The organism is Pseudomonas sp. PICF141, from assembly GCF_002286815.1.
GTDB lineage: Bacteria > Pseudomonadota > Gammaproteobacteria > Pseudomonadales > Pseudomonadaceae > Aquipseudomonas.
The window spans coordinates 49,547-68,475 of sequence record NZ_MUNM01000022.1; the positions used below are offsets into that span (position 1 = coordinate 49,547).

The window sequence follows — 18,929 nt, forward strand, 5'->3', positions numbered from 1 at the left end:
AACAGGAGCCTGACACGATCCCTGTGGCGAGGGGGCTCGCCCCGTTCGGCTGCGAAGCAGTCGTAAACCAGGCATTGCATTCGTTCTGAAAGAAACGGGATCACTGGTTTTGGGGTCGCTTTGCGACCCAATGGGGGCAAGCCCCCTCGCCACAGGTCACTCAGTCATCGGGCTCAGCCAAACAGCCAATACCCCAACAACGTCAACACCGCGACTGCCAGCACCGGCCGCAGTATGCGGTAGGCCTTGGGGTTACGGCGCTTCCACTGCTTGATCAGACCACTGAATTTGTCGCTGAAATTCTTGCTCCTGGCGTAGGCCTGGTTGATCCCGCCAACGCGTTCATCATCCAGGTTCTGAGGGGCAGTGGCGCGTCCCAGCCAGCCGCTGATCGAGCGGTTGACGCGGGTCATGAGACGGTTGCTCAGCGGTCGTTCGATGTCGCAGAACAGAATGAGTCGAGTTCGTTCGGTTTCATTCTTGACCCAGTGCACGTAGGTTTCATCGAACATCACGTCTTCGCCATCACGCCAGGCGTAGACCTGACCGTCGACGAAGATCCGGCAATCGTCGGAATTCGGCGTCGACAGCCCCAAGTGATAACGCAGGGAACCGCCGAACGGATCACGGTGCGGATTGAGGTGACTGCCACCGGGCAGTAGCGCAAACATGGCGCCTTTGACATTAGGAATACTGCTGACCAACGCCACGGTTTTCGGGCACAGGGCTTCGGCCGATGGCAGTGGTTTGTCGTACCACTTGAGATAGAAACGCTTCCAGCCCTTTTTGAAGAACGAGCCGAAACCAGCGTCGTTGTTCATTTCGGCAGCGCGGATGTAGCCCTCGTCAAACAAATGCATGGCTTCGTCGCGAATAACTTCCCAATTGTCCCTGAGTATATTCAGTTCGGGGAACTTGCTGCGGTCCAGATAGGGTTTGGATGGCACGCTGGAGAACAGATACATCAGGGCGTTATACGGTGCGAACAGGGCCGAATGGTTGACGAATTGACGCAGAACCGGCAAACGCGCCTTGCCACGCAAGTGTACATAGAGCGTGCTGCCGAGAAACAGCAACAACACCGATGCCTTCGCGACAAAGGAAAAGTTCATCTACAACTCCTTGATAGTAGGTAACTTTGCACAACGCCATTTACCCGACGTGGCAGTCGGCCATTATCCACATTACAGGCCTGGGGAAATACCCGCCTTATCCAAGATTCAGTGTTAAGGATTACGCAACAAACACTTGTTAACACAAGGTTCCTGAACGGGGGCTGAACTGAATCACCCCCTGTGACAAGGAGTTGGAGCGAGCGTAAATGTTATTGCTGATTTTCCTGGTCGGTAAACAGATCACTGAACAGCATGCTCGACAAGTAGCGCTCGCCAGAGTCGGGCAGAATCACCACGATGGTCTTGCCCTGCATTTCGGGAGTTTCGGCCAGACGCACAGCCGCTGCCATGGCGGCGCCGCACGAGATACCGCTCAAAATCCCTTCTTCCTGCATCAGGCGCAGGGCCATCGCCTTGGACTCTTCGTCGCTGACCAGTTCGACCCGATCGACCATCGACAGGTCCAGGTTCTTCGGCACAAAACCAGCGCCGATGCCCTGGATTTTGTGAGGGCTCGGTTTGATCTCTTCTCCAGCCATCGCCTGGGTAATGACCGGAGACACCGCCGGCTCCACCGCCACCGAGATTATCGGTTTGTGCTGGGTATGCTTGATATACCGCGAAACCCCGGTAATGGTTCCACCTGTTCCGACCCCCGCCACCAGTACGTCGACTGCACCGTCGGTGTCATTCCAGATTTCCGGCCCGGTGGTTTTTTCGTGGATGGCCGGGTTGGCCGGGTTTTCGAACTGCGCCGGCATGAAGTAGGTCGATGGATCGCTGGCGAGGATTTCGGCGGCTTTCTCGATCGCGCCTTTCATGCCTTTGGCCGGTTCCGTCAACACCAATTCGGCGCCAAGGGCTTTGAGCACCTTGCGCCGCTCGATGCTCATGGACGCAGGCATGGTCAATACCAGTCGGTAACCGCGGGCAGCGGCAACGAACGCCAGGCCGATGCCGGTATTGCCCGAAGTCGGCTCGATGATGGTCATGCCGGGCTTGAGTTTTCCGCTGCTTTCGCCCTCCCAGATCATGTTCGCGCCGATCCGGCACTTGACCGAGTAACCGGGGTTGCGCCCTTCGATCTTGGCCAGGATGGTGACACCGCGCGGGGCGATACGGTTGATCTGAACCAGCGGCGTATTGCCAATGGAATGGGCGTTGTCAGCATAAATACGGCTCATGGCTGGGTCCTTATACAGCGTTGAATTAGCTATCCAAGGTATGCCTGTTACCCGTGGTCGTCCAGTCGGTCGAACGTCCGCCAACCCCCGCAGTCAATCGCTTTATACCGCCAGAGAATTGCCGTCATGAAGCGTCGATACCGTTGGCCTCTGTGGATCCTCGCGGGCCTTGTTGTGCTGCTGGTTGCGCTGCATATCGCGCTCCCCTATCTGGTGCGCGATTACCTCAACGAGAAACTGGCGGACATGGGTGACTACAGCGGTCAGATTACCGATGTAGACCTGGCCCTGTGGCGCGGCGCCTACAAGATCAACGGGCTGAAAATTGTCAAGGTCAATGGCAAGGTCCCCGTGCCTTTCGTTAACGCGCCCTTGATTGACCTCTCCGTCAGCTGGCATTCGCTCTGGTACGACCATGCCGTGGTGGCCGAGGCGCAGTTCGACAAACCCGAAGTGAACTTCGTCGACGGCGGTGCCAACAAGAAGAATTCCCAGACCGGCCAGGGCACCGACTGGCGGGCACAACTGGAAAAACTGCTGCCGATCACCTTGGACGAAGTGCGGATCAACGACGGGCGCATCACCTTTCGCAACTTCAATTCGAAACCGCCCGTGAATATGAATGCCACCCAGGTCAATGCCAGCATCTACAACCTGACCAACGTGGTCGACAACGAGGGCAAACGCGACGCCCGCTTCGAGGGCAAGGCGCTGTTGCTGGGACATGCACCGCTGGAAACCGTGGCCACCTTCGACCCGCTGAGCAATTTCGAAGACTTCGAATTCCGCCTGCGCGCCAGGAACCTCGAGCTTAAACGCATGAACGATTTCGCCTCGGCCTACGGCAAGTTCGACTTCAATGCCGGCCATGGCGACGTGGTCATCGAAGCCGAAGCCAACAAGGGCCAACTCACTGGCTACATCAAGCCGCTATTGCGTAACGTCGATGTGTTCAATTGGCAACAGGATGTGGAGAACAAGAACAAAGGGATATTCCGTTCCATCTGGGAAGCTCTCGTCGGTGGCACCGAGAACGTGCTGAAGAACCAGCCGAAAAACCAGTTCGCCACGCGCGTCCAGCTCAGGGGGAGCGTGCATCAGAAAGATATCAGCGCATTCGAAGCTTTTTTGCAGATTTTGCGTAATGGTTTTATCGAGGCCTTCAATGCCCAGTACGAACGGCCCAAGCCGGATACGGACTAGGATTTACGTGTGACGGTGTAGCGACCGGTGTCCTGCGCCGCCCGCGCCGGGTTTGATTGTTGTTGCAGAAAGTCCCAGCCCAGACAGGCCAGCGCCAATGACCGCGGCACCGCTTCACGACCACTGCTGTAGCGACTGATACTGCGGGCCATTCCACGCTCCAGCCATCGTCACCCATAGCGGCGCCTTCAAAAGCATGCCCCTCCAGCAAGGGTTGCAACCCCGGGTACGAACGCAGATCACGCTAGCGGCCGAGACTGAGTCAAGATGTGACGCCCCATTCAGAGACTGAATAAGCCGTCTGCGTTCACAGTCGACCGGGCAGCGCGTTATAGTCGAGCCTGACCATTTATTGCGCCCCGCCCTGCCTCGCTCAGGTCGGCGTTACCGTTCGAGGATTAGCAGATGAAGTTCGAAGGCACCCAGGCCTACGTCGCCACCGATGACCTGAAGCTGGCGGTCAACGCCGCCATCACCCTGGAGCGGCCACTGCTGGTCAAGGGCGAGCCGGGCACCGGCAAGACCATGCTTGCCGAACAACTGGCCGAGTCTTTCGGCGCCAAGTTGATTACCTGGCACATCAAGTCCACCACCAAAGCGCATCAAGGCCTGTACGAGTACGACGCGGTCAGCCGCCTGCGGGACTCGCAGCTGGGCACGGAAAAGGTCCACGACGTTCGCAACTACTTGAAAAAGGGCAAGCTCTGGGAAGCGTTCGAATCGGAAGAACGAGTGATCTTGCTGATCGATGAAATCGACAAGGCCGACATCGAGTTCCCCAACGACCTGCTGCAAGAACTCGACAAGATGGAGTTCTACGTTTACGAGATCGACGAGACCATCAAGGCCAAGAAACGCCCGATCATCATCATTACTTCCAACAACGAGAAAGAGCTGCCGGACGCCTTCCTGCGCCGCTGCTTCTTTCACTACATCGCCTTCCCGGATCGCGTCACGATGCAGCAGATCGTCGACGTGCATTACCCGGACATCAAGAAAGACCTGGTCAGCGAAGCGCTGGACGTGTTCTTCGACGTGCGCAAGGTGCCGGGCCTGAAGAAGAAGCCATCGACCTCTGAACTGGTGGACTGGCTGAAGCTGCTGATGGCCGACAACATCGGTGAAGCGGTACTGCGCGAACGCGATCCGACCAAGGCCATTCCGCCACTGGCCGGCGCCTTGGTGAAGAACGAACAGGACGTGCAATTGCTTGAGCGTCTGGCGTTCATGAGCCGTCGCGGCACTCGCTAAGCCCCGATAGAAGAGGCGATTGCCATGCTACTCAATCTGTTCAATGAAATGCGCGCCGCCAAGGTGCCGGTCTCGGTACGTGAGCTGCTGGACCTGATCAACGCGCTGAAACAGCGCGTGACTTTCGCCGACATGGACGAGTTTTACTACTTGTCGCGGGCGATCCTGGTGAAGGACGAAAAGCATTTCGACAAATTCGACCGGGCCTTCGGTGCCTATTTCAAAGGTCTGGAAAAACTCGACGATCACCTCCAGGCGTTGATTCCCGAAGACTGGCTGCGCAAGGAATTCGAGCGTTCCCTGACCGATGAAGAGCGGGCCGCGATCCAGTCCCTGGGTGGCCTGGATAAACTCATCGAAGAGTTCAAGAAGCGCCTGGAAGAACAGAAAGAACGCCATGCCGGCGGCAACAAATGGATCGGTACCGGCGGCACCAGCCCATTCGGCTCCGGTGGCTTCAACCCGGAAGGCATTCGGGTCGGCGATGCTGGCAAGCGCCAAGGCAAAGCGGTCAAAGTCTGGGATCAGCGCGAGTACAAGAACCTCGACGATTCGGTCGAACTGGGCACGCGCAATATCAAGGTCGCCCTGCGGCGCCTGCGCAAATTCGCTCGTCAGGGTGCGGCAGAAGAACTGGACATCGACGGCACCATCGACCACACCGCTCGCGATGCCGGGCTGTTGAACATCCAGATGCGTCCGGAGCGCCGCAACACCGTCAAACTGCTGTTGCTGTTCGACATCGGCGGCTCGATGGACGCCCACGTGAAGATCTGCGAAGAACTGTTCTCGGCCTGCAAGACCGAGTTCAAGCATCTGGAGTACTTTTACTTTCACAACTTCATTTATGAATCGGTGTGGAAGAACAACATGCGTCGTACCTCCGAGCGCACCGCCACCCAGGACCTGCTGCACAAGTACGGCGCCGACTACAAGGTGATCTTCATCGGCGACGCCGCCATGGCGCCCTATGAAATCACCCAGGCCGGTGGCAGCGTCGAGCACTGGAATGAAGAAGCCGGGTACGTGTGGATGCAGCGCTTCAAGGAAAAGTACAAGAAGCTCATCTGGATCAACCCATACCCGAAAGACACTTGGGGCTATACCTCGTCGACCAACATCGTGCGGGACTTGATTGATGACCAGATGTATCCGCTGACGTTGCGGGGGTTGGAGGAAGGGATGCGGTTTTTGTCCAAGTAAAGCCTTGCACCTGTGGCGAGGGGGCTTGCCCCCGTTGGGTTGCGAAGCGACCCTGAAACTTGCAATCGCGATGTATCAGACATACCACATGCAATGGTTCTACGACTGCTGCGCAGCCGAACGGGGGCAAGCCCCCTCGCCACAATTAAAACCGTCGCAAATACTCGACCTGTTCCCGATGCGCCACATCCTGCACCACAGGCCTCAACCGCACCTTCGCCCCCGGCAAACACTGCGCCAATCGCGCCAGGGCCAACGGCGTCAACGCCCCCAGGCGTGGATAACCACCAATGGTCTGCCGATCATTGAGCAACACGATCGGCTGCCCGTCCGGCGGCACCTGGACCGCGCCCAGCGGGATGCCTTCGGAGATCATCGGCTTGCCCTGATACTGCAGCGCCGTTCCCAACAGACGAACGCCCATGCGGTCGGCGCGGCTGTCGAGGGTCCAGACGCTGTTGAACGCGTCGAACAAACTCTGCCCGCTGAACTCGCCGATCTGTGCACCGAGCACCAGGTCCAGCGGCGCATTGAGTTGGAAATCGGGCACGTGTTCAGGCGCCAACTCCCGCAGCAGTAGCAGCGAGTTTCCCGAGTAGCTCAACTGCGCCTCTTTGGCCAGCGCCCGCCCCATGCCATCCAGCCCACCGAGTTCCTCACGGACCACCGTTGCACAACTGCCCAACACCTTTGGCGCATCAAATCCGCCCGGGGCCGCCAAATAAGCTCGAGCACCCAGCAGCGGCCGGGTGAATTGCAATCGCTGACCTTGGTTCAGCCTGAAACTGCGCCACGGCGCCAACGCCTCGCCATCCACTTGCGCCCCCAGATCCGCCCCGGCCAATGCCAGCACGCAATCGTCCTGGGCAACGACCGTAAACCCGCCGAGGGTGATTTCGATCACCGACGCGTCCAGCCCATTGCCCAGCAGCCAATTGGCCCACGACATCGACCGCCAATCCGCCGCCCCGCCCTGGGTCACGCCCAGATGCCGCACGCCAAACCGCCCGGCGTCCTGCAACAGGCACAGCGGTGTGCTTGCTTCAATCGTCAGTCGGCTCATGCCAGGGTCTCCAACGGCGTATCGTCACCGCCCAGGTTGATGAACTCGGCATGGCTGACCGCTTCGAAGCGTACCGTGTCGCCCGGTTGCAACAGGCTGTAGCCATCGCGCTCGCGGTCGAACAATTTGGCCGGGGTGCGGCCGATCAGGTTCCAGCCGCCGGGGGATACCAGCGGATAAGCAGCCGTCTGGCGTTCGGCGATGCCGACACTGCCGGCCGCCACTTTTTTACGCGGAGTATTCAGACGCGGTGCAGCCAATATTTCCTCCACCAAGCCCATGAAAGCGAAGCCCGGTGCGAAGCCCAATGCGAACACCTGATACTCGTGTTCACTGTGGCGGCGGATCACCTCTGGCACCGTCAATCCGCTGCGCCGGGACAGCAAGGTCAGTTCCGGCCCGACGCTCAGGTCATACCAGACCGGCAACACATGGCATTTACCTTTGGCCCGAGCGTTGGGCGACAGATCGATCAAGGCCTCAGCAATCAATTCCCGCGCCTGGGCCGGATTCAGCGCCATCAGATCGTAATGCACCATCAGTGTCGTGTAAGACGGCACCAGATCGATCAAATGGTTGCCGAATGCCTCCCGCAAACCCTCGCTGGCGGCGAGCATCCAGGGCATGTTGGCCTCGCTGATTTCATCGAACAGACGCACCATCAGGCAATCCAGCGCCACCACTTCCACCCGTGGTTTCATGACGCGCTCTGCTGATTCAGGGCTTGGCGAATGCGTTGCACGGCAGCCACCGAACTGGCGTTGTCGCCGTGTACGCACAAGGTATTGGCTTGCAAGTGCAAGGCACTGCCATCGCTGGCGGTAAGGGTGTCACCGCGGGCAATGATCAACGCCTGTTCGATGATTTTTTCGGGATCGTGATGCACCGCGCCCGGCAGTTGCCGCGAGACCAGCCTGCCAGCGCTGTCGTAAGCGCGATCGGCAAAGGCTTCGAACCACAGTGTTACGCCGTACTCATCGCCGAGTTGCTGCGCGGCACTGTTGTCGCGGGTCGCCATCAGCATCAATGGCAGCGTCCGGTCGTAGGCCGCCACGGCCTGAATCACCGCGCGTAATTGCGCAGGGTTGGCCATCATGTCGTTGTACATCGCGCCGTGGGGTTTGACGTAACTCACCCGCCCGCCCTGAGCCCGGCAGATGCCGTCGAGGGCGCCGATCTGGTAATGCAACAGATCCTGCAGCTCCTGGGCGGTGTAAGCCATGGACCGGCGACCGAACCCCACCAGATCCTGATAGGCCGGATGAGCACCAATCTGCACGCCGTGGCTCAAGGCCAGGCTGACGGTCTTGCGCATGATGCTCGGGTCGCCGGCATGGAAACCACAGGCAATGTTGGCGCAATCAATGAAGGGCATGACCTCGGCGTCCAGACCCATGGTCCAGTTACCGAAACTCTCGCCGATGTCGCAGTTCAATAGCAGGCGGTTCACGGTGAACACTCCTGTAGGCTTTTATCTTCTTAACTGAAGGACATGTGCCCTTCAGATTATCAGTTACCGGATATTCGCTTATTGAGCGTCGAGTTGCTTGCCACGGGTTTCCGGCAGGCTCAGGGCCGCCAGAATCACTATCCCGTAGGACACCGCCGCAAAGGCGCCGATTCCCACGCTCAGCGGCACCTTCTGGCTGAGCAAGCCGATCAACAACGGGAACAACGCCGCCAATGCCCGACCGATGTTGTAGCTAAAACCCTGGCCAGAACCACGAATCCGTGTCGGAAACAGCTCGGTCAAAAACGCACCCATACCGCTGAAGATCCCCGAAGCAAAGAAGCCTAGCGGGAAACCCAGCCAGAGCATCACGCCGTTGCTGACCGGCAATTGGGTATACAGCAGAACAATGGTGAACGAGCCGACCGCGAACAGGATGAAGTTCTTTTTACGACCGAGGATGTCAGTCAAATACGCGCTGATCACATACCCGACGTAGGACCCGACGATCACCATGGCCAGATAACCGCCCGTGCCCAGTACGCTCAAGCCCCGTTCGTTTTTCAGAAAGGTCGGCAGCCAGGAAGTGATCGCGTAGTAACCGCCGAGGGCGCCGGTGGTCAGGATCGAAGCGCGAATGGTAGTGAACAAGATGCCTGGGGCGAAGATTTCATAGAACTTGGCGGGGTTGCTTGGCTCTTGTTTAGCCTTGGCTTCGCGGTAGATTTCCGGATCCTTGACCAGGCGACGGACGAAAATCACGAAGATCGCCGGTACGATGCCGAGGAGGAACAGAGCGCGCCAGGCATCTTCCGGCGCCAGCACCGAGAACAGCAGCGCATATAGAATCGCCGTCAGTCCCCAACCCAGCGCCCAGCCCGATTGCACCATGCCCACAGCCTTGCCGCGGTCCTTGGCGCGAATCACTTCGCCCATCAACACGGCGCCAGCAGTCCATTCACCGCCGAAACCGAAGCCCATCAACGTACGGCTGATCAACAGTTGCTCGTAATTCTGGGCGAAGCCGCAAAGGAAGGTAAAGAAAGCAAACCATAAAACGGTCAGTTGCAAAGTGCGCACCCGGCCGATGCGGTCAGAGAGAATTCCCGCCACCCACCCCCCGATGGCCGAGGCGATCAGGGTGCTGGTGTGAATCAGCCCGGCCTCGCCGGTGGTGATGCCCCACATGGCAATCAGGGTCGGGACCACGAAACTGAGCATCTGGGTGTCCATGCCGTCCAGGCCATAGCCGATCTTGCAGCTCCAGAAGGTGCGACGCTCCTGCTGACTGATGTTGCGGTACCAGTCGAAAGGTCCCGGGCGAGCGGTGGCTTTGGGAATATCGAGGGTGTCGGGCGCACTCGGCAAGTCTCCGTGCAAATATTATTGGTATTGTTCTGAGCCCCGACGACGCCTATCGTGGGAACCGGATGCGTCGATTTTTGGACGCTTGGCCCTGCTGCGTCCAACTAATAAAAACCCGGCCAAGGCATAAGAAAAAGTTGATCCCATGAACCTGAAGTTTCTCGAGACCTTTGTCTGGGTCGCCCGACTCAAGAGTTTTCGCCTGACGGCAGACAAACTCTTCACCACCCAGGCGTCGATTTCCAGCCGCATTGCCGTGCTCGAAAGTGAGCTGGGGGTGAAGCTGTTCTCGCGGCGTGAGCCTGACGCCCGAAGGCTTGAAAGTGCTCGAATATGCCGAGCAGATGATGGACACGATGCAGGCGCTCAAGCACTCGATCGAGACACGCTCGAGCAAGGTCGGGCGGGTTCGGATCGGTGTCATGGACACCGTTATCCACACTTGGCTCAGCCCCTTGGTGGCGCAAATGATGGATCATTACCCACTGGTGGAAATCGAGCTGGTGGCCGATACCGCGCTCAACCTCTGCGATCAGCTGCAAAAAGGCTTTCTCGACTTGATCCTGCAAACCGACTTGCTGCGCCAGGAGAGCGTGCGCAGCCTGGAACTGGCCAGTCATCCGATGGGCTGGATCGTCGCCAGCAATTCCATCTACAACCGCGACTATTCGGGTGTCGCCGATCTGGCGCGGGAGCGGATCATTACCTATTCGAAAAACTCCCAACCGCACCAGGCGGTGCTTGCCCTGATGCAGGCCAATGGCGTCATGGCGCCGCGGCTCAACTGCGTGAATTCGGTGTCGGCGATTACTCGGTTGCTGCGGGACGGATTTGGCATCGGCGCGTTACCGCCAGTGTTGGTCGCAGAAGAACTGGCGCGGGGAGAATTGACCTTGCTGGCCATCGATCAACGACCGCCGAATTTGCAGGTGGTGGTGTCGTGGCGGGTGGGCGTGGAATGGGTCGAGGAGATTGTGGCGTTGTGTCAGCAAGTCGTGGAGCGCTATGCGCGCAAGTTGGGTGAGAGTTACATCGTGCTGGCTGATTGAACACTACCCGTGTTGATCGTTCCCACGCTCCGCGTGGGAATGCAGCCCGAGACGCTCCGCGTCCCATTCAAAGCCGAACGCAGAGCGTCCATTGAGGCATTCCCACGCAGAGCGTGGGAATGATCAGGCCCGCTCGGCAGCGATCAGTCAGAGCCCCCTCACATCCCGGTCTTCGATCGGCCGGCTCTGGCGCAAACGCTTGCCGCCCAGCACCACCCAGTCGATCAACCGGAACAGGCATTCAATGCCGAACGACAGCAGCAATGCGCCGCTCATGCCCCAGATCATCGCTTCCGGTGTCAGCAGGATCTGGTAGCCGTAACCGTTCCAGGTTTCCTTGCGAATAGCCGGGTCGGCGGCCAGGGCCACTTGCAGGACGCGTATGTACCACGGGCCCTGCATGGCCTGGAATTGCTTGTCCAGGGCCAGTTGACGGGTGAGCAAGGTGCTCAGGCTGTCGGCATCGCTGCGAAAGATCGGGTCTTCGCTGGCACGGTAATGGGCAACCAGCGCCTGCATATCACCTTTGAAAAACTGATTGGCAGTGCCCTGAAAACCGCTCAGACCGGTCTGCGCCTCGATCAGATGCGCCTCGACCCGCTTGGCATAATCACTGATGAATCCAGGCACCTGGACACCGATCAACAGGCCCGCCGCGAACAACACCAGCCGTAGATAACTGAGCAACATGGGGGAGAATCCTTATTCGGTCTTGCCCTGGCTGACGCATTCACCGCGTCGCCAGAGGCTCCATTGGCCCGGTTCGTAGCGGGTCCAGGTTTCGTTTTCGGTCAAGGGTTCGGTGGCGATCACCGTGACCACGTCGTTAGGCGTGGTTTCGGCCTGGAAGTCGACGATCACATCGACGTCCTTCAACCGCGCCGGGCCGAAGGGTGCACGGCGGGTGATTTGCGCCAATTTGCTCGAGCAGTAGCAGAACAGCCAGTCGCCGTCGCTGAGCAGGCAATTGAACACCCCTTTGCTGCGGTATTCGGCGCAAGCGGCGACCAGGTCCGGCAGCAACGCTTCGATGTCTACCGGCTCGGGGAACGCGGTGCGTACCCGGTTGAGCAAATCGCAAAACGCCGCTTCGCTGTCGGTATCGCCAACGGGCCGGTAAAAACTGGCGGTCGGGTTGAAATCGGCCAACTGGCCATTGTGGGCGAAACACCAGTTGCGCCCCCACAACTCGCGCACGAACGGGTGAGTGTTGGACAGGCAGACCTTGCCGACGTTGGCCTGGCGGATGTGCCCGATCACTACTTCGCTTTTGATTGGATAGCGCTGCACCAGGTTCGCCACTTCCGACTCGCTGCTCGCCGCCGGGTCCTGGAACAGCCGCAGGCCACGGCCTTCATAAAAAGCGATGCCCCAGCCGTCACGGTGTGGCCCGGTGCGGCCGCCGCGCTGCATCAGCCCGGTGAAGCTGAACACGATATCGGTCGGGACATTGGCGCTCATGCCCAATAACTCACACATGCTCGGACTCTCGATTCAGTACTGGGGCACGGTTACAGGCGCGGTTCGACTCGCGAACGCTGAGGGTTGCTCGGCACCGGTGGCCGACCGTAACGATCATCGCCGGCACCGCCGAAAGGCCGATCGTCATCAGGCTCGTCGGCCCGTGCGGCAGCTTTGGCGGCAGCCGCCCGTTCCTTGCGAGCGTTGGAGGCGCGCTCGATGGGAAAACGGATGGCCACGAACACCAGGTAAATACCGAAGACAATCATGCCGTACATGAACAGATCGGAAACAGCGCGCCAGGCGTTATTGCCGACCTTGAACAGCAAGTCGAGGGCAGTAATGGCGATGGCCGGTGCGACCTTTTCTTTCACCGGATCGATGATGGTCGGGCTGAACAGCAACACCGCCACCAGCAACCGCAGCGGCTCACGCAGCCAACGCCACATCCAGCGGGTGATGCGCATCCACACCAACAGGCAGCCTAAAGCGGCAAAGGCGTAAAGGCCCCAAGCGATCAGATAGTCGTTCTCGGTCATGGTGTCCATGGCAAGGCTGGCAAAGAGACGCTTATAGTAACGACTTTTCGCACGTCAGGCTTGTCCCAATACCAGTTGGGCAAGACACAGACTCTGTGGGAACGGGCTTTTGTGGCGAGGGGGCTTGCCCCCGTTGGACTGCGCAGCAGTTCCTTTTTTGGGGCCGCTTCGCAGCCCAACGGGGGCAAGCCCCCTCGCCACAGACAAGCCTGCTCACCATAAGCCCGCTCCCACAGGTTGCGAAGCCCTTATTCCGTACATTGTTCGAGAGCCATTCATGCCTTTATCCACCCACGTCACCAGTGCCCCGATTGCCCACAAGGCCGACGGCTCTGACCCGTATGCCTGGCTGCAGGAGCGCGACACCGACGCGGTGCTCGATTACCTGAAAGCTGAAAACCGCTATCAAGAGGCACAAACCGCCGATCAGGCCGGCCTGCGCGAAACCCTGTTCGAAGAGATCAAGGGGCGGATTCTCGAAACCGATCTGTCGCTGCCCTCCCCGTGGGGCCCGTACCTGTATTACACCCGTACCACCGCTGGCGACGAATACGCCCGCCACTACCGCTGCCCGCGTCCGGCCGATGGCAGCCTGCAGATCGACGAAAGCCAGGAACTGCTGCTACTTGATCCGAATGTGCTGGCCAAGGGTGGCTTCTTTTCCCTGGGCGCGTTCAGCATCAGCCCGGACCACCAGCGTCTGGCCTACAGCATCGACTCCAGCGGCGAAGAGGTCTACACGTTGTTCGTGAAGGAATTGTCCAGCGGCCGCGTCAGCGAGCTGGAGTTCCAGAACTGCGACGGCAGCATGACCTGGGCCAACGACAGCCTGACGCTGTTCTTCGGCGAACTCGACGACACCCATCGCCCGCACAAACTGTTGCGCTATCGACTGGATGGCACCGCGGCCGAAGAAGTGTTTCACGAGCCGGACGGCCGATTCTTCCTGCATTGCTATCGTTCAAGTTCCGAACGGCAACTGCTGTTGTCGCTGGGCAGCAAGACCACCAGCGAAGTCTGGGTACTCGACGCTTCGCTGCCGCATCAGGCATTTACCTGCCTGGCGCCGAGGGTCGAAGATCATGAGTACGATGTCGACCACGGCAAACTCGATGGCGAGTGGACGTGGCTGATCCGCACCAACCGCGACGGCATCAACTTCGCCCTCTACCAGGCCGCCGATACCGGCGTCGCGCCGACCGAAGCCGACTGGCAGAACCTGATTCCCCACAGCGACACAGTGATGCTCGACGGCATGAGCCTGAACGCCGAGGCCATGACTCTGAGCCTGCGCGAAGGTGGCCTGCCGATCATCGAAGTGCGCCCACGGGACTTGGTGCCCTATCGCGTGCAATTGCCGGATGCGGCCTACAGCCTGCATGTGCAGAACAGCCTGGAATTTGTCAGCGACAGGATTCGTCTGCGCTACGAAGCCTTGAACCGTCCGGCGCAGATCCGCCAACTGATTCTGAGCAGCGGCGAGCAGAAGGTCCTCAAAGAAACCCCGGTGCTCGGCCCGTTCGACGCCGACGCGTACGTCAGCCAGCGGCTGTGGGCGACGGCACCGGACGGTACGCAAGTGCCGATCAGCCTTGTGGTCAAACGCGAATTTCTGGGTCAGCCGACGCCGCTTTATCTGTATGGCTACGGCGCCTATGGCGAAAGCCTCGACCCGTGGTTCTCCCACGCCCGCCTGAGCTTGCTGGATCGCGGCATGGCGTTTGCCATCGCCCATGTACGCGGTGGCGGTGAACTGGGCGAAGCCTGGTACCGCGCCGGCAAGCAGGAACACAAACACAACACGTTCAGCGATTTCATCGCGTGCGCCGAACACCTGATCGCCAACGGTTTCACCACCCCATCGAAGCTGGCGATCAGTGGTGGCAGCGCCGGTGGTTTGTTGATCGGCGCGGTACTCAATCAACGGCCGGAGCTGTTCGCTGCGGCGATTGCCGAAGTGCCGTTCGTCGACGTGCTCAACACCATGCTCGACCCGGAGCTGCCGCTGACCGTCACGGAATACGACGAGTGGGGCAACCCGCAAGAGCCGGACGTTTATGAGCGGATCAAGGCCTACGCCCCGTACGAAAACGTCACCGCGCAAGCCTATCCGGCAACGCTGGTGATCGCCGGCTACAACGACAGTCGCGTGCAGTACTGGGAAGCGGCCAAGTGGGTGGCGAAACTGCGTGCGACCAAAACAGACAACAATCCCCTGCTGCTCAAGACCGAACTGGGCGCCGGGCATGGCGGCATGAGCGGTCGTTATCAAGGATTACGTGACGTAGCCCTCGAATACGCATTCGTTTTCAAGGTTTTGGGCATCGCCTGAGGAACTTGGCCCGGTGCGCCGGTCTTAACTCCAGACACCGGGCGCGATCCCTTGCAGGAGCGAGGCTTGCCCGCGAAGAGGCCCTGACATTCAACATCAATGTCGGCTGTGATAATGCCTTCGCGGGCAAGCCTCGCTCCTGCAAGGGATCGCGCCCGGAACAGACACAGACACAAGAAAAAGACCGTGACGACATGTCAGAACCGACCTTACTGAACAACGAAATTCGCGACTGGCTGATGGACTGCGGCCTGTTCGATCAACTGTTGCCCGCAGACTTCGTCGCGGCTTCGGGTTACTTCAGCATCAGCACCATTGCCGAAGGCGAAGAGATTTTCCATGAGGGCGATGCCGGCAGTTTCATGTGCATCATCCACACCGGCCAGGTTGCGGTGCAGAAAACCAACAGCGACGGACAACGAGTGACCATGGCCACCTTGCGCAGCGGTCGGGCGTTCGGCGAAATGGCCGTGCTCGACGGCGAACGACGCTCGGCCAGTTGCGTGGCCGCGAGCAATTGCCAGTTGCTCAACCTGGGCAAGGATTCCCTGGAAAAGATGCTCAACGACGCACCCAAAATCGCCGCCAAGATCATCCGCGCCCTCGCCGTTTCCCTTTCCAAACGCTTGCGCATGGCTGATGGGCAACTACTCTCGCAGCAGCTTTAGTGGCCTGTGCCACCCATCGTATTGGTGAAATCGATACTACCCGCCCGGCGGTTTGATTTTTGTCGTGTTCGGCTCAAGGCCCGGCAAGGTCTGGTCCTTGGGTGGATTGGGCATTTCGATCGGCGGCAACAGCGGTGGCCCGCCACTGCCTGAACCGGCCTTGGGCACACTGGTCGGGGTGATCTGCGGATACGGCGTCGGAGTGGCGGTGCCAGGTGAACCGGGCATCGGCGCGGGGCTGGTGGGGATGGTCTGCAGCTCCTGGGCCGGCACTGCAGTTATCGAGAGCGCGGCCAGGGCAATGACCGCTAGAATGGTGCGCTTCATCAATGGCTCCGTTGGCCTTGTGGTCTTTTTGCAGGCTACTCCCTACTGCACGGGTTTGCCTTCCTCCATCTGTCAATTTCTCCTCAAGAGCGCCCCATGAAACGTTTCGTTCTGCTCGACACCACCCCCATCCCTGAAAACGGCGGCGCCCTGTGCCTGTTCGAATACGGCGAGGATTTCGTCATCAAGATCCAGGGCGGTGACGGCGGGCAGTTGATGAACACCCGCATGCACGGCTCCGAAGATGCCCTGGCCGAAATCCCCTGCCGCAAGGTTGCCGGCCGGTCGAATTCGCGCGTGTTGATCGGTGGCCTGGGCATGGGCTTCACCCTCGCCTCGGCGCTCAAGCATTTGGGCAAAACGGCTGAAGTGGTGGTCGCCGAACTGGTGCCCGGCGTGGTGGAGTGGAATCGCGGGCCACTGGGCGAAAAAGCCGGCAACCCGCTGCTTGACCCGCGTACGGTGATCCGTATGGAAGACGTGGCCAAAGTGCTGCAAGCCGAGCCGCAAGGCTTCGATGCGATCATGCTCGACGTCGACAACGGCCCCGAAGGCCTGACCCAGAAAGCCAACAGCTGGCTCTACTCCGCCGGCGGCTTGAGCGCGTGTGCCAAGGCCCTGCGGCCAAAAGGCGTGCTGGCGGTGTGGTCGGCCAGCGCCGACCGGCAGTTTTCCGACAAGCTGAAAAAGGCCGGCTTCAAGGCCGAGGAAGTGCAAGTTTTCGCCCACGGCAACAAGGGCACCCGCCACACCATCTGGATTGCCGAGAAGCTCAAGGGCTGAGCGTGGGCCTGTCATCACTTATTTACTAGGCCGCATTGCGCCTGAAGGGCCGGTCTGCTGTGGCGCAGGGCTGCGTTGCTCGGAGCTCGTTTGGAATGACCAAACCACGCTCCTCGCGCCTTGCCCTGCGTCACAGCAGACCCGGCGCGGCCTAGTAAATAAGTGATGACAGGCCCTACACTCACGTCATAACCGTCATTAGTCTTTTACAAAGGTGAACCCATGAGTTCGTCCCCCCCAACCAACACATCGAAGCTGGACCGCATCCTCGCCGACAACCAGCGCGACAAGGAAATGGGTTATCGCGACAAAGCCCTGAAGATGTACCCGCACGTGTGCGGCCGCTGCGCCCGGGAGTTCTCCGGCAAGCGTCTGAGCGAACTGACCGTGCACCATCGCGACCATAATCACGACAACAACCCTCAGGATGGTTCGAACTGGGAACTGTTGTGCCTGTATTGCCACGACAACGAACACTCGCGGTATACCGATCAGCAGTATTTCGACGAAGGCTCGCTGAGCACGCCGAAGATTGCCAAGGCGACGCACAACCCGTTTGCGGCGTTGGCGGGGTTGATGAAGAAAGAAGACTGAAATCTTCAGTGTCCTGACTGGCCTCATCGCGAGCAGGCTCGCTCCCACAGGGATCTTCTGTTGATCGTTCCCACGCTCTGCGTGGGAATGCATCCCGTGACGCTCTGCGTCACATTCGGAAGCGGAACGCGGAGCGTCCCTGGCGGCATGCCCACGCAGAGCGTGGGAACGATCACTGAACACCCCTCCCCCAATCCCCGTATAATCGCCTTTTTTCCCCGAAGGCACCCCGCTCGTGGCAGACAAACGGTACAGCTGCATTGGTTTGTACAACCCCAAATCACCGGAGAACGTCGGTTCGGTCATGCGCGCCGCCGGTTGCTATGGCGTGGCGTCGGTGTTTTACACTGGCAAACGCTATGAACGCGCTGCCGATTTCGTCACCGACACCAAGAAAGTCCATTACGACATTCCGCTGATCGGCATCGACGACCTGAAGAAAATCCTCCCGCTTGGCTGTGTGCCGGTCGCGGTCGAACTGGTCGACGGTGCCCGCTCGCTGCCGGAATACACGCACCCGGATCGCGCCCTCTACATCTTCGGCCCCGAAGACGGCTCGCTGGACAAGGAAATCCGCGACTGGTGCGAAGACGTGGTCTACATCCCGACCACCGGTTGCATGAACCTGGCAGCCACCGTCAACGTTGTGCTGTACGACCGCATGGCCAAGGGCAACAACACCCGCTCAGGGCCAAAATTCCGCTGAATTGCCGCATATTCAATGGAACAAGCCGCTCGCCCAGGCAGTCAGCTAAATATCTGCAACCCTTCCCTGCCTGGAGACTGATCATGCGCGAGTTCAATCCTGTAGAACGTATCGAAACCACCCCCTTCCAGAGCCGTTCCGAACAAAACGTTCATGGTTGGGAACGTGCCGGCTCCCTGGCGGGTGGTGTGGTCATGCTAAGCAAAGGTCTGCGACGCGGCGGCGTGTTCGGATTGATTGAAATAGCCATTGGCGGCATGGCCCTCGCCCGGGGAATCACCGGGCATTGCTCGGCGAAAAGACTGTTGGAAAAAAACCGTCAGGACATGGAAAACGCCCGCACGCGAATCGAACGCGCCGGGGATGAGCTGAGCCGTATGAAAGCCAATGCCGAAGCGGCGACCAGCACCGCGACCGTGACAGGTAATGATTCGCTGAACTCGCCGAAGGCTGGAGTCTGATCCGGACGTTGCGATAGGCCTCAGGGCCTCTTCGCGGGCAAGCCCGCTCCCACAGGGATTGGCGGTGAGCACACATGTTGTGTACACCGCAGTTCTCTGTGGGAGCGGGCTTGCCCGCGATGGCGGTATGACTGAAGCAACCCACCGTAGCGTAGATCAGGCTGGCCTTGCCGGC

19 protein-coding genes and 2 pseudogenes are annotated in these 18,929 nt (G+C 59.6%); 10 read left to right on the forward strand and 11 right to left on the reverse strand.

Annotated elements, in window-relative coordinates:
• Positions 1-173: 173 nt before the first annotated feature.
• Positions 174-1,112: an aspartyl/asparaginyl beta-hydroxylase domain-containing protein gene (locus tag BZL43_RS02995; protein WP_095630930.1), complete on the reverse strand. Its 939-nt coding sequence runs from the start codon at positions 1,110-1,112 to the stop codon at positions 174-176.
• Between the two features lie 212 nt (positions 1,113-1,324).
• Entirely contained in the window at positions 1,325-2,299 is a 975-nt protein-coding gene (cysK, locus tag BZL43_RS03000; RefSeq protein ID WP_095630931.1) for a cysteine synthase A, read from the reverse strand.
• Between the two features lie 126 nt (positions 2,300-2,425).
• Between cysK and BZL43_RS03005 the strand changes: the two genes are divergently transcribed.
• On the forward strand, positions 2,426-3,502 hold the full coding sequence (locus tag BZL43_RS03005; protein WP_095630932.1) for a DUF748 domain-containing protein: 1,077 nt from the start codon (positions 2,426-2,428) through the stop codon (positions 3,500-3,502).
• Here BZL43_RS03005 and BZL43_RS03010 read toward each other — a convergent pair.
• Positions 3,499-3,746: pseudogene (locus BZL43_RS03010) on the reverse strand (hypothetical protein); the annotation flags it as partial. The gene BZL43_RS03005 and the pseudogene BZL43_RS03010 sit on opposite strands and share 4 nt — an antisense overlap.
• Positions 3,747-3,907: 161 nt before the next feature.
• Between BZL43_RS03010 and BZL43_RS03015 the strand changes: the two are divergent.
• Both BZL43_RS03015 and BZL43_RS03020 read left to right on the forward strand, forming a co-directional pair.
• A complete protein-coding gene (locus tag BZL43_RS03015; protein WP_095630933.1) occupies positions 3,908-4,753 on the forward strand; it encodes a MoxR family ATPase in 846 nt (281 codons plus the stop codon).
• A 24-nt stretch (positions 4,754-4,777) separates the two neighbouring features.
• Positions 4,778-5,956, forward strand: coding sequence for a VWA domain-containing protein (locus tag BZL43_RS03020; protein WP_008067571.1), 1,179 nt, complete (start codon positions 4,778-4,780; stop codon positions 5,954-5,956).
• Between the two features lie 145 nt (positions 5,957-6,101).
• On the opposite strand, the gene BZL43_RS03025 is transcribed toward BZL43_RS03020, so the two are convergent.
• The 4 genes from BZL43_RS03025 to BZL43_RS03040 form a co-directional block, all read right to left on the reverse strand.
• Complete coding sequence (locus BZL43_RS03025; protein ID WP_095630934.1) at positions 6,102-7,019, reverse strand: biotin-dependent carboxyltransferase family protein; 918 nt, start codon at positions 7,017-7,019, stop codon at positions 6,102-6,104.
• Entirely contained in the window at positions 7,016-7,720 is a 705-nt protein-coding gene (gene pxpB / locus BZL43_RS03030; protein ID WP_095630935.1) for a 5-oxoprolinase subunit PxpB, read from the reverse strand. The genes BZL43_RS03025 and pxpB overlap by 4 nt, the downstream gene beginning before the upstream one ends.
• Entirely contained in the window at positions 7,717-8,469 is a 753-nt protein-coding gene (locus BZL43_RS03035; protein ID WP_095630936.1) for a 5-oxoprolinase subunit PxpA, read from the reverse strand. Before BZL43_RS03035 ends, pxpB begins: the two co-directional genes overlap by 4 nt.
• Positions 8,470-8,547: 78 nt before the next feature.
• The gene (locus tag BZL43_RS03040) at positions 8,548-9,810 is read right to left on the reverse strand and encodes an MFS transporter (RefSeq protein WP_168185059.1); all 1,263 of its coding nucleotides are present in this window, start codon (positions 9,808-9,810) and stop codon (positions 8,548-8,550) included.
• A gap of 169 nt (positions 9,811-9,979) precedes the next feature.
• Here BZL43_RS03040 and BZL43_RS03045 point away from each other — a divergent pair.
• Positions 9,980-10,883 (forward strand): annotated as a pseudogene (locus BZL43_RS03045) (LysR family transcriptional regulator).
• A gap of 147 nt (positions 10,884-11,030) precedes the next feature.
• Here the strand turns inward: BZL43_RS03045 and BZL43_RS03050 are convergent.
• Genes BZL43_RS03050 through BZL43_RS03060 form a run of 3 tightly spaced genes read right to left on the reverse strand, consistent with a single transcriptional unit; the run spans position 11,031 to position 12,892 of the window.
• Positions 11,031-11,573: a DUF2937 family protein gene (locus BZL43_RS03050; protein ID WP_095630938.1), complete on the reverse strand. Its 543-nt coding sequence runs from the start codon at positions 11,571-11,573 to the stop codon at positions 11,031-11,033.
• A 12-nt stretch (positions 11,574-11,585) separates the two neighbouring features.
• A complete protein-coding gene (locus BZL43_RS03055; RefSeq protein WP_095630939.1) occupies positions 11,586-12,362 on the reverse strand; it encodes a class II glutamine amidotransferase in 777 nt (258 codons plus the stop codon).
• A 32-nt stretch (positions 12,363-12,394) separates the two neighbouring features.
• Positions 12,395-12,892, reverse strand: coding sequence for an MFS transporter (locus BZL43_RS03060; protein WP_095630940.1), 498 nt, complete (start codon positions 12,890-12,892; stop codon positions 12,395-12,397).
• 268 nt (positions 12,893-13,160) lie between these two features.
• Between BZL43_RS03060 and BZL43_RS03065 the strand changes: the two genes are divergently transcribed.
• Positions 13,161-15,215, forward strand: a complete 2,055-nt coding sequence (locus tag BZL43_RS03065) for a S9 family peptidase (RefSeq protein ID WP_095630941.1) — start codon at positions 13,161-13,163, stop codon at positions 15,213-15,215.
• 194 nt (positions 15,216-15,409) lie between these two features.
• Positions 15,410-15,883 carry a cyclic nucleotide-binding domain-containing protein gene (locus BZL43_RS03070; protein ID WP_095630942.1) on the forward strand — a complete coding sequence of 158 codons (474 nt, stop codon included), beginning with the start codon at positions 15,410-15,412 and terminating at the stop codon, positions 15,881-15,883.
• Positions 15,884-15,919: 36 nt separating this feature from the next.
• Here BZL43_RS03070 and BZL43_RS03075 read toward each other — a convergent pair whose 3' ends face one another.
• Entirely contained in the window at positions 15,920-16,210 is a 291-nt protein-coding gene (locus tag BZL43_RS03075; protein WP_095630943.1) for a hypothetical protein, read from the reverse strand.
• Positions 16,211-16,306: 96 nt separating this feature from the next.
• On the opposite strand from BZL43_RS03075, the gene BZL43_RS03080 reads away from it, so the two are divergent.
• From BZL43_RS03080 to BZL43_RS03095, 4 genes are all read left to right on the forward strand, one after another.
• The gene (locus BZL43_RS03080; protein WP_095630944.1) at positions 16,307-16,993 is read left to right on the forward strand and encodes a spermidine synthase; all 687 of its coding nucleotides are present in this window, start codon (positions 16,307-16,309) and stop codon (positions 16,991-16,993) included.
• Between the two features lie 222 nt (positions 16,994-17,215).
• Positions 17,216-17,587 (forward strand): YajD family HNH nuclease, encoded by a 372-nt coding sequence (locus tag BZL43_RS03085; protein ID WP_095630945.1) that lies wholly within the window; start codon positions 17,216-17,218, stop codon positions 17,585-17,587.
• 235 nt (positions 17,588-17,822) lie between these two features.
• The gene (locus BZL43_RS03090) at positions 17,823-18,293 is read left to right on the forward strand and encodes an RNA methyltransferase (RefSeq protein WP_007942196.1); all 471 of its coding nucleotides are present in this window, start codon (positions 17,823-17,825) and stop codon (positions 18,291-18,293) included.
• Between the two features lie 83 nt (positions 18,294-18,376).
• A complete protein-coding gene (locus BZL43_RS03095; protein ID WP_095630946.1) occupies positions 18,377-18,754 on the forward strand; it encodes a DUF2892 domain-containing protein in 378 nt (125 codons plus the stop codon).
• Positions 18,755-18,929: the final 175 nt, after the last annotated feature.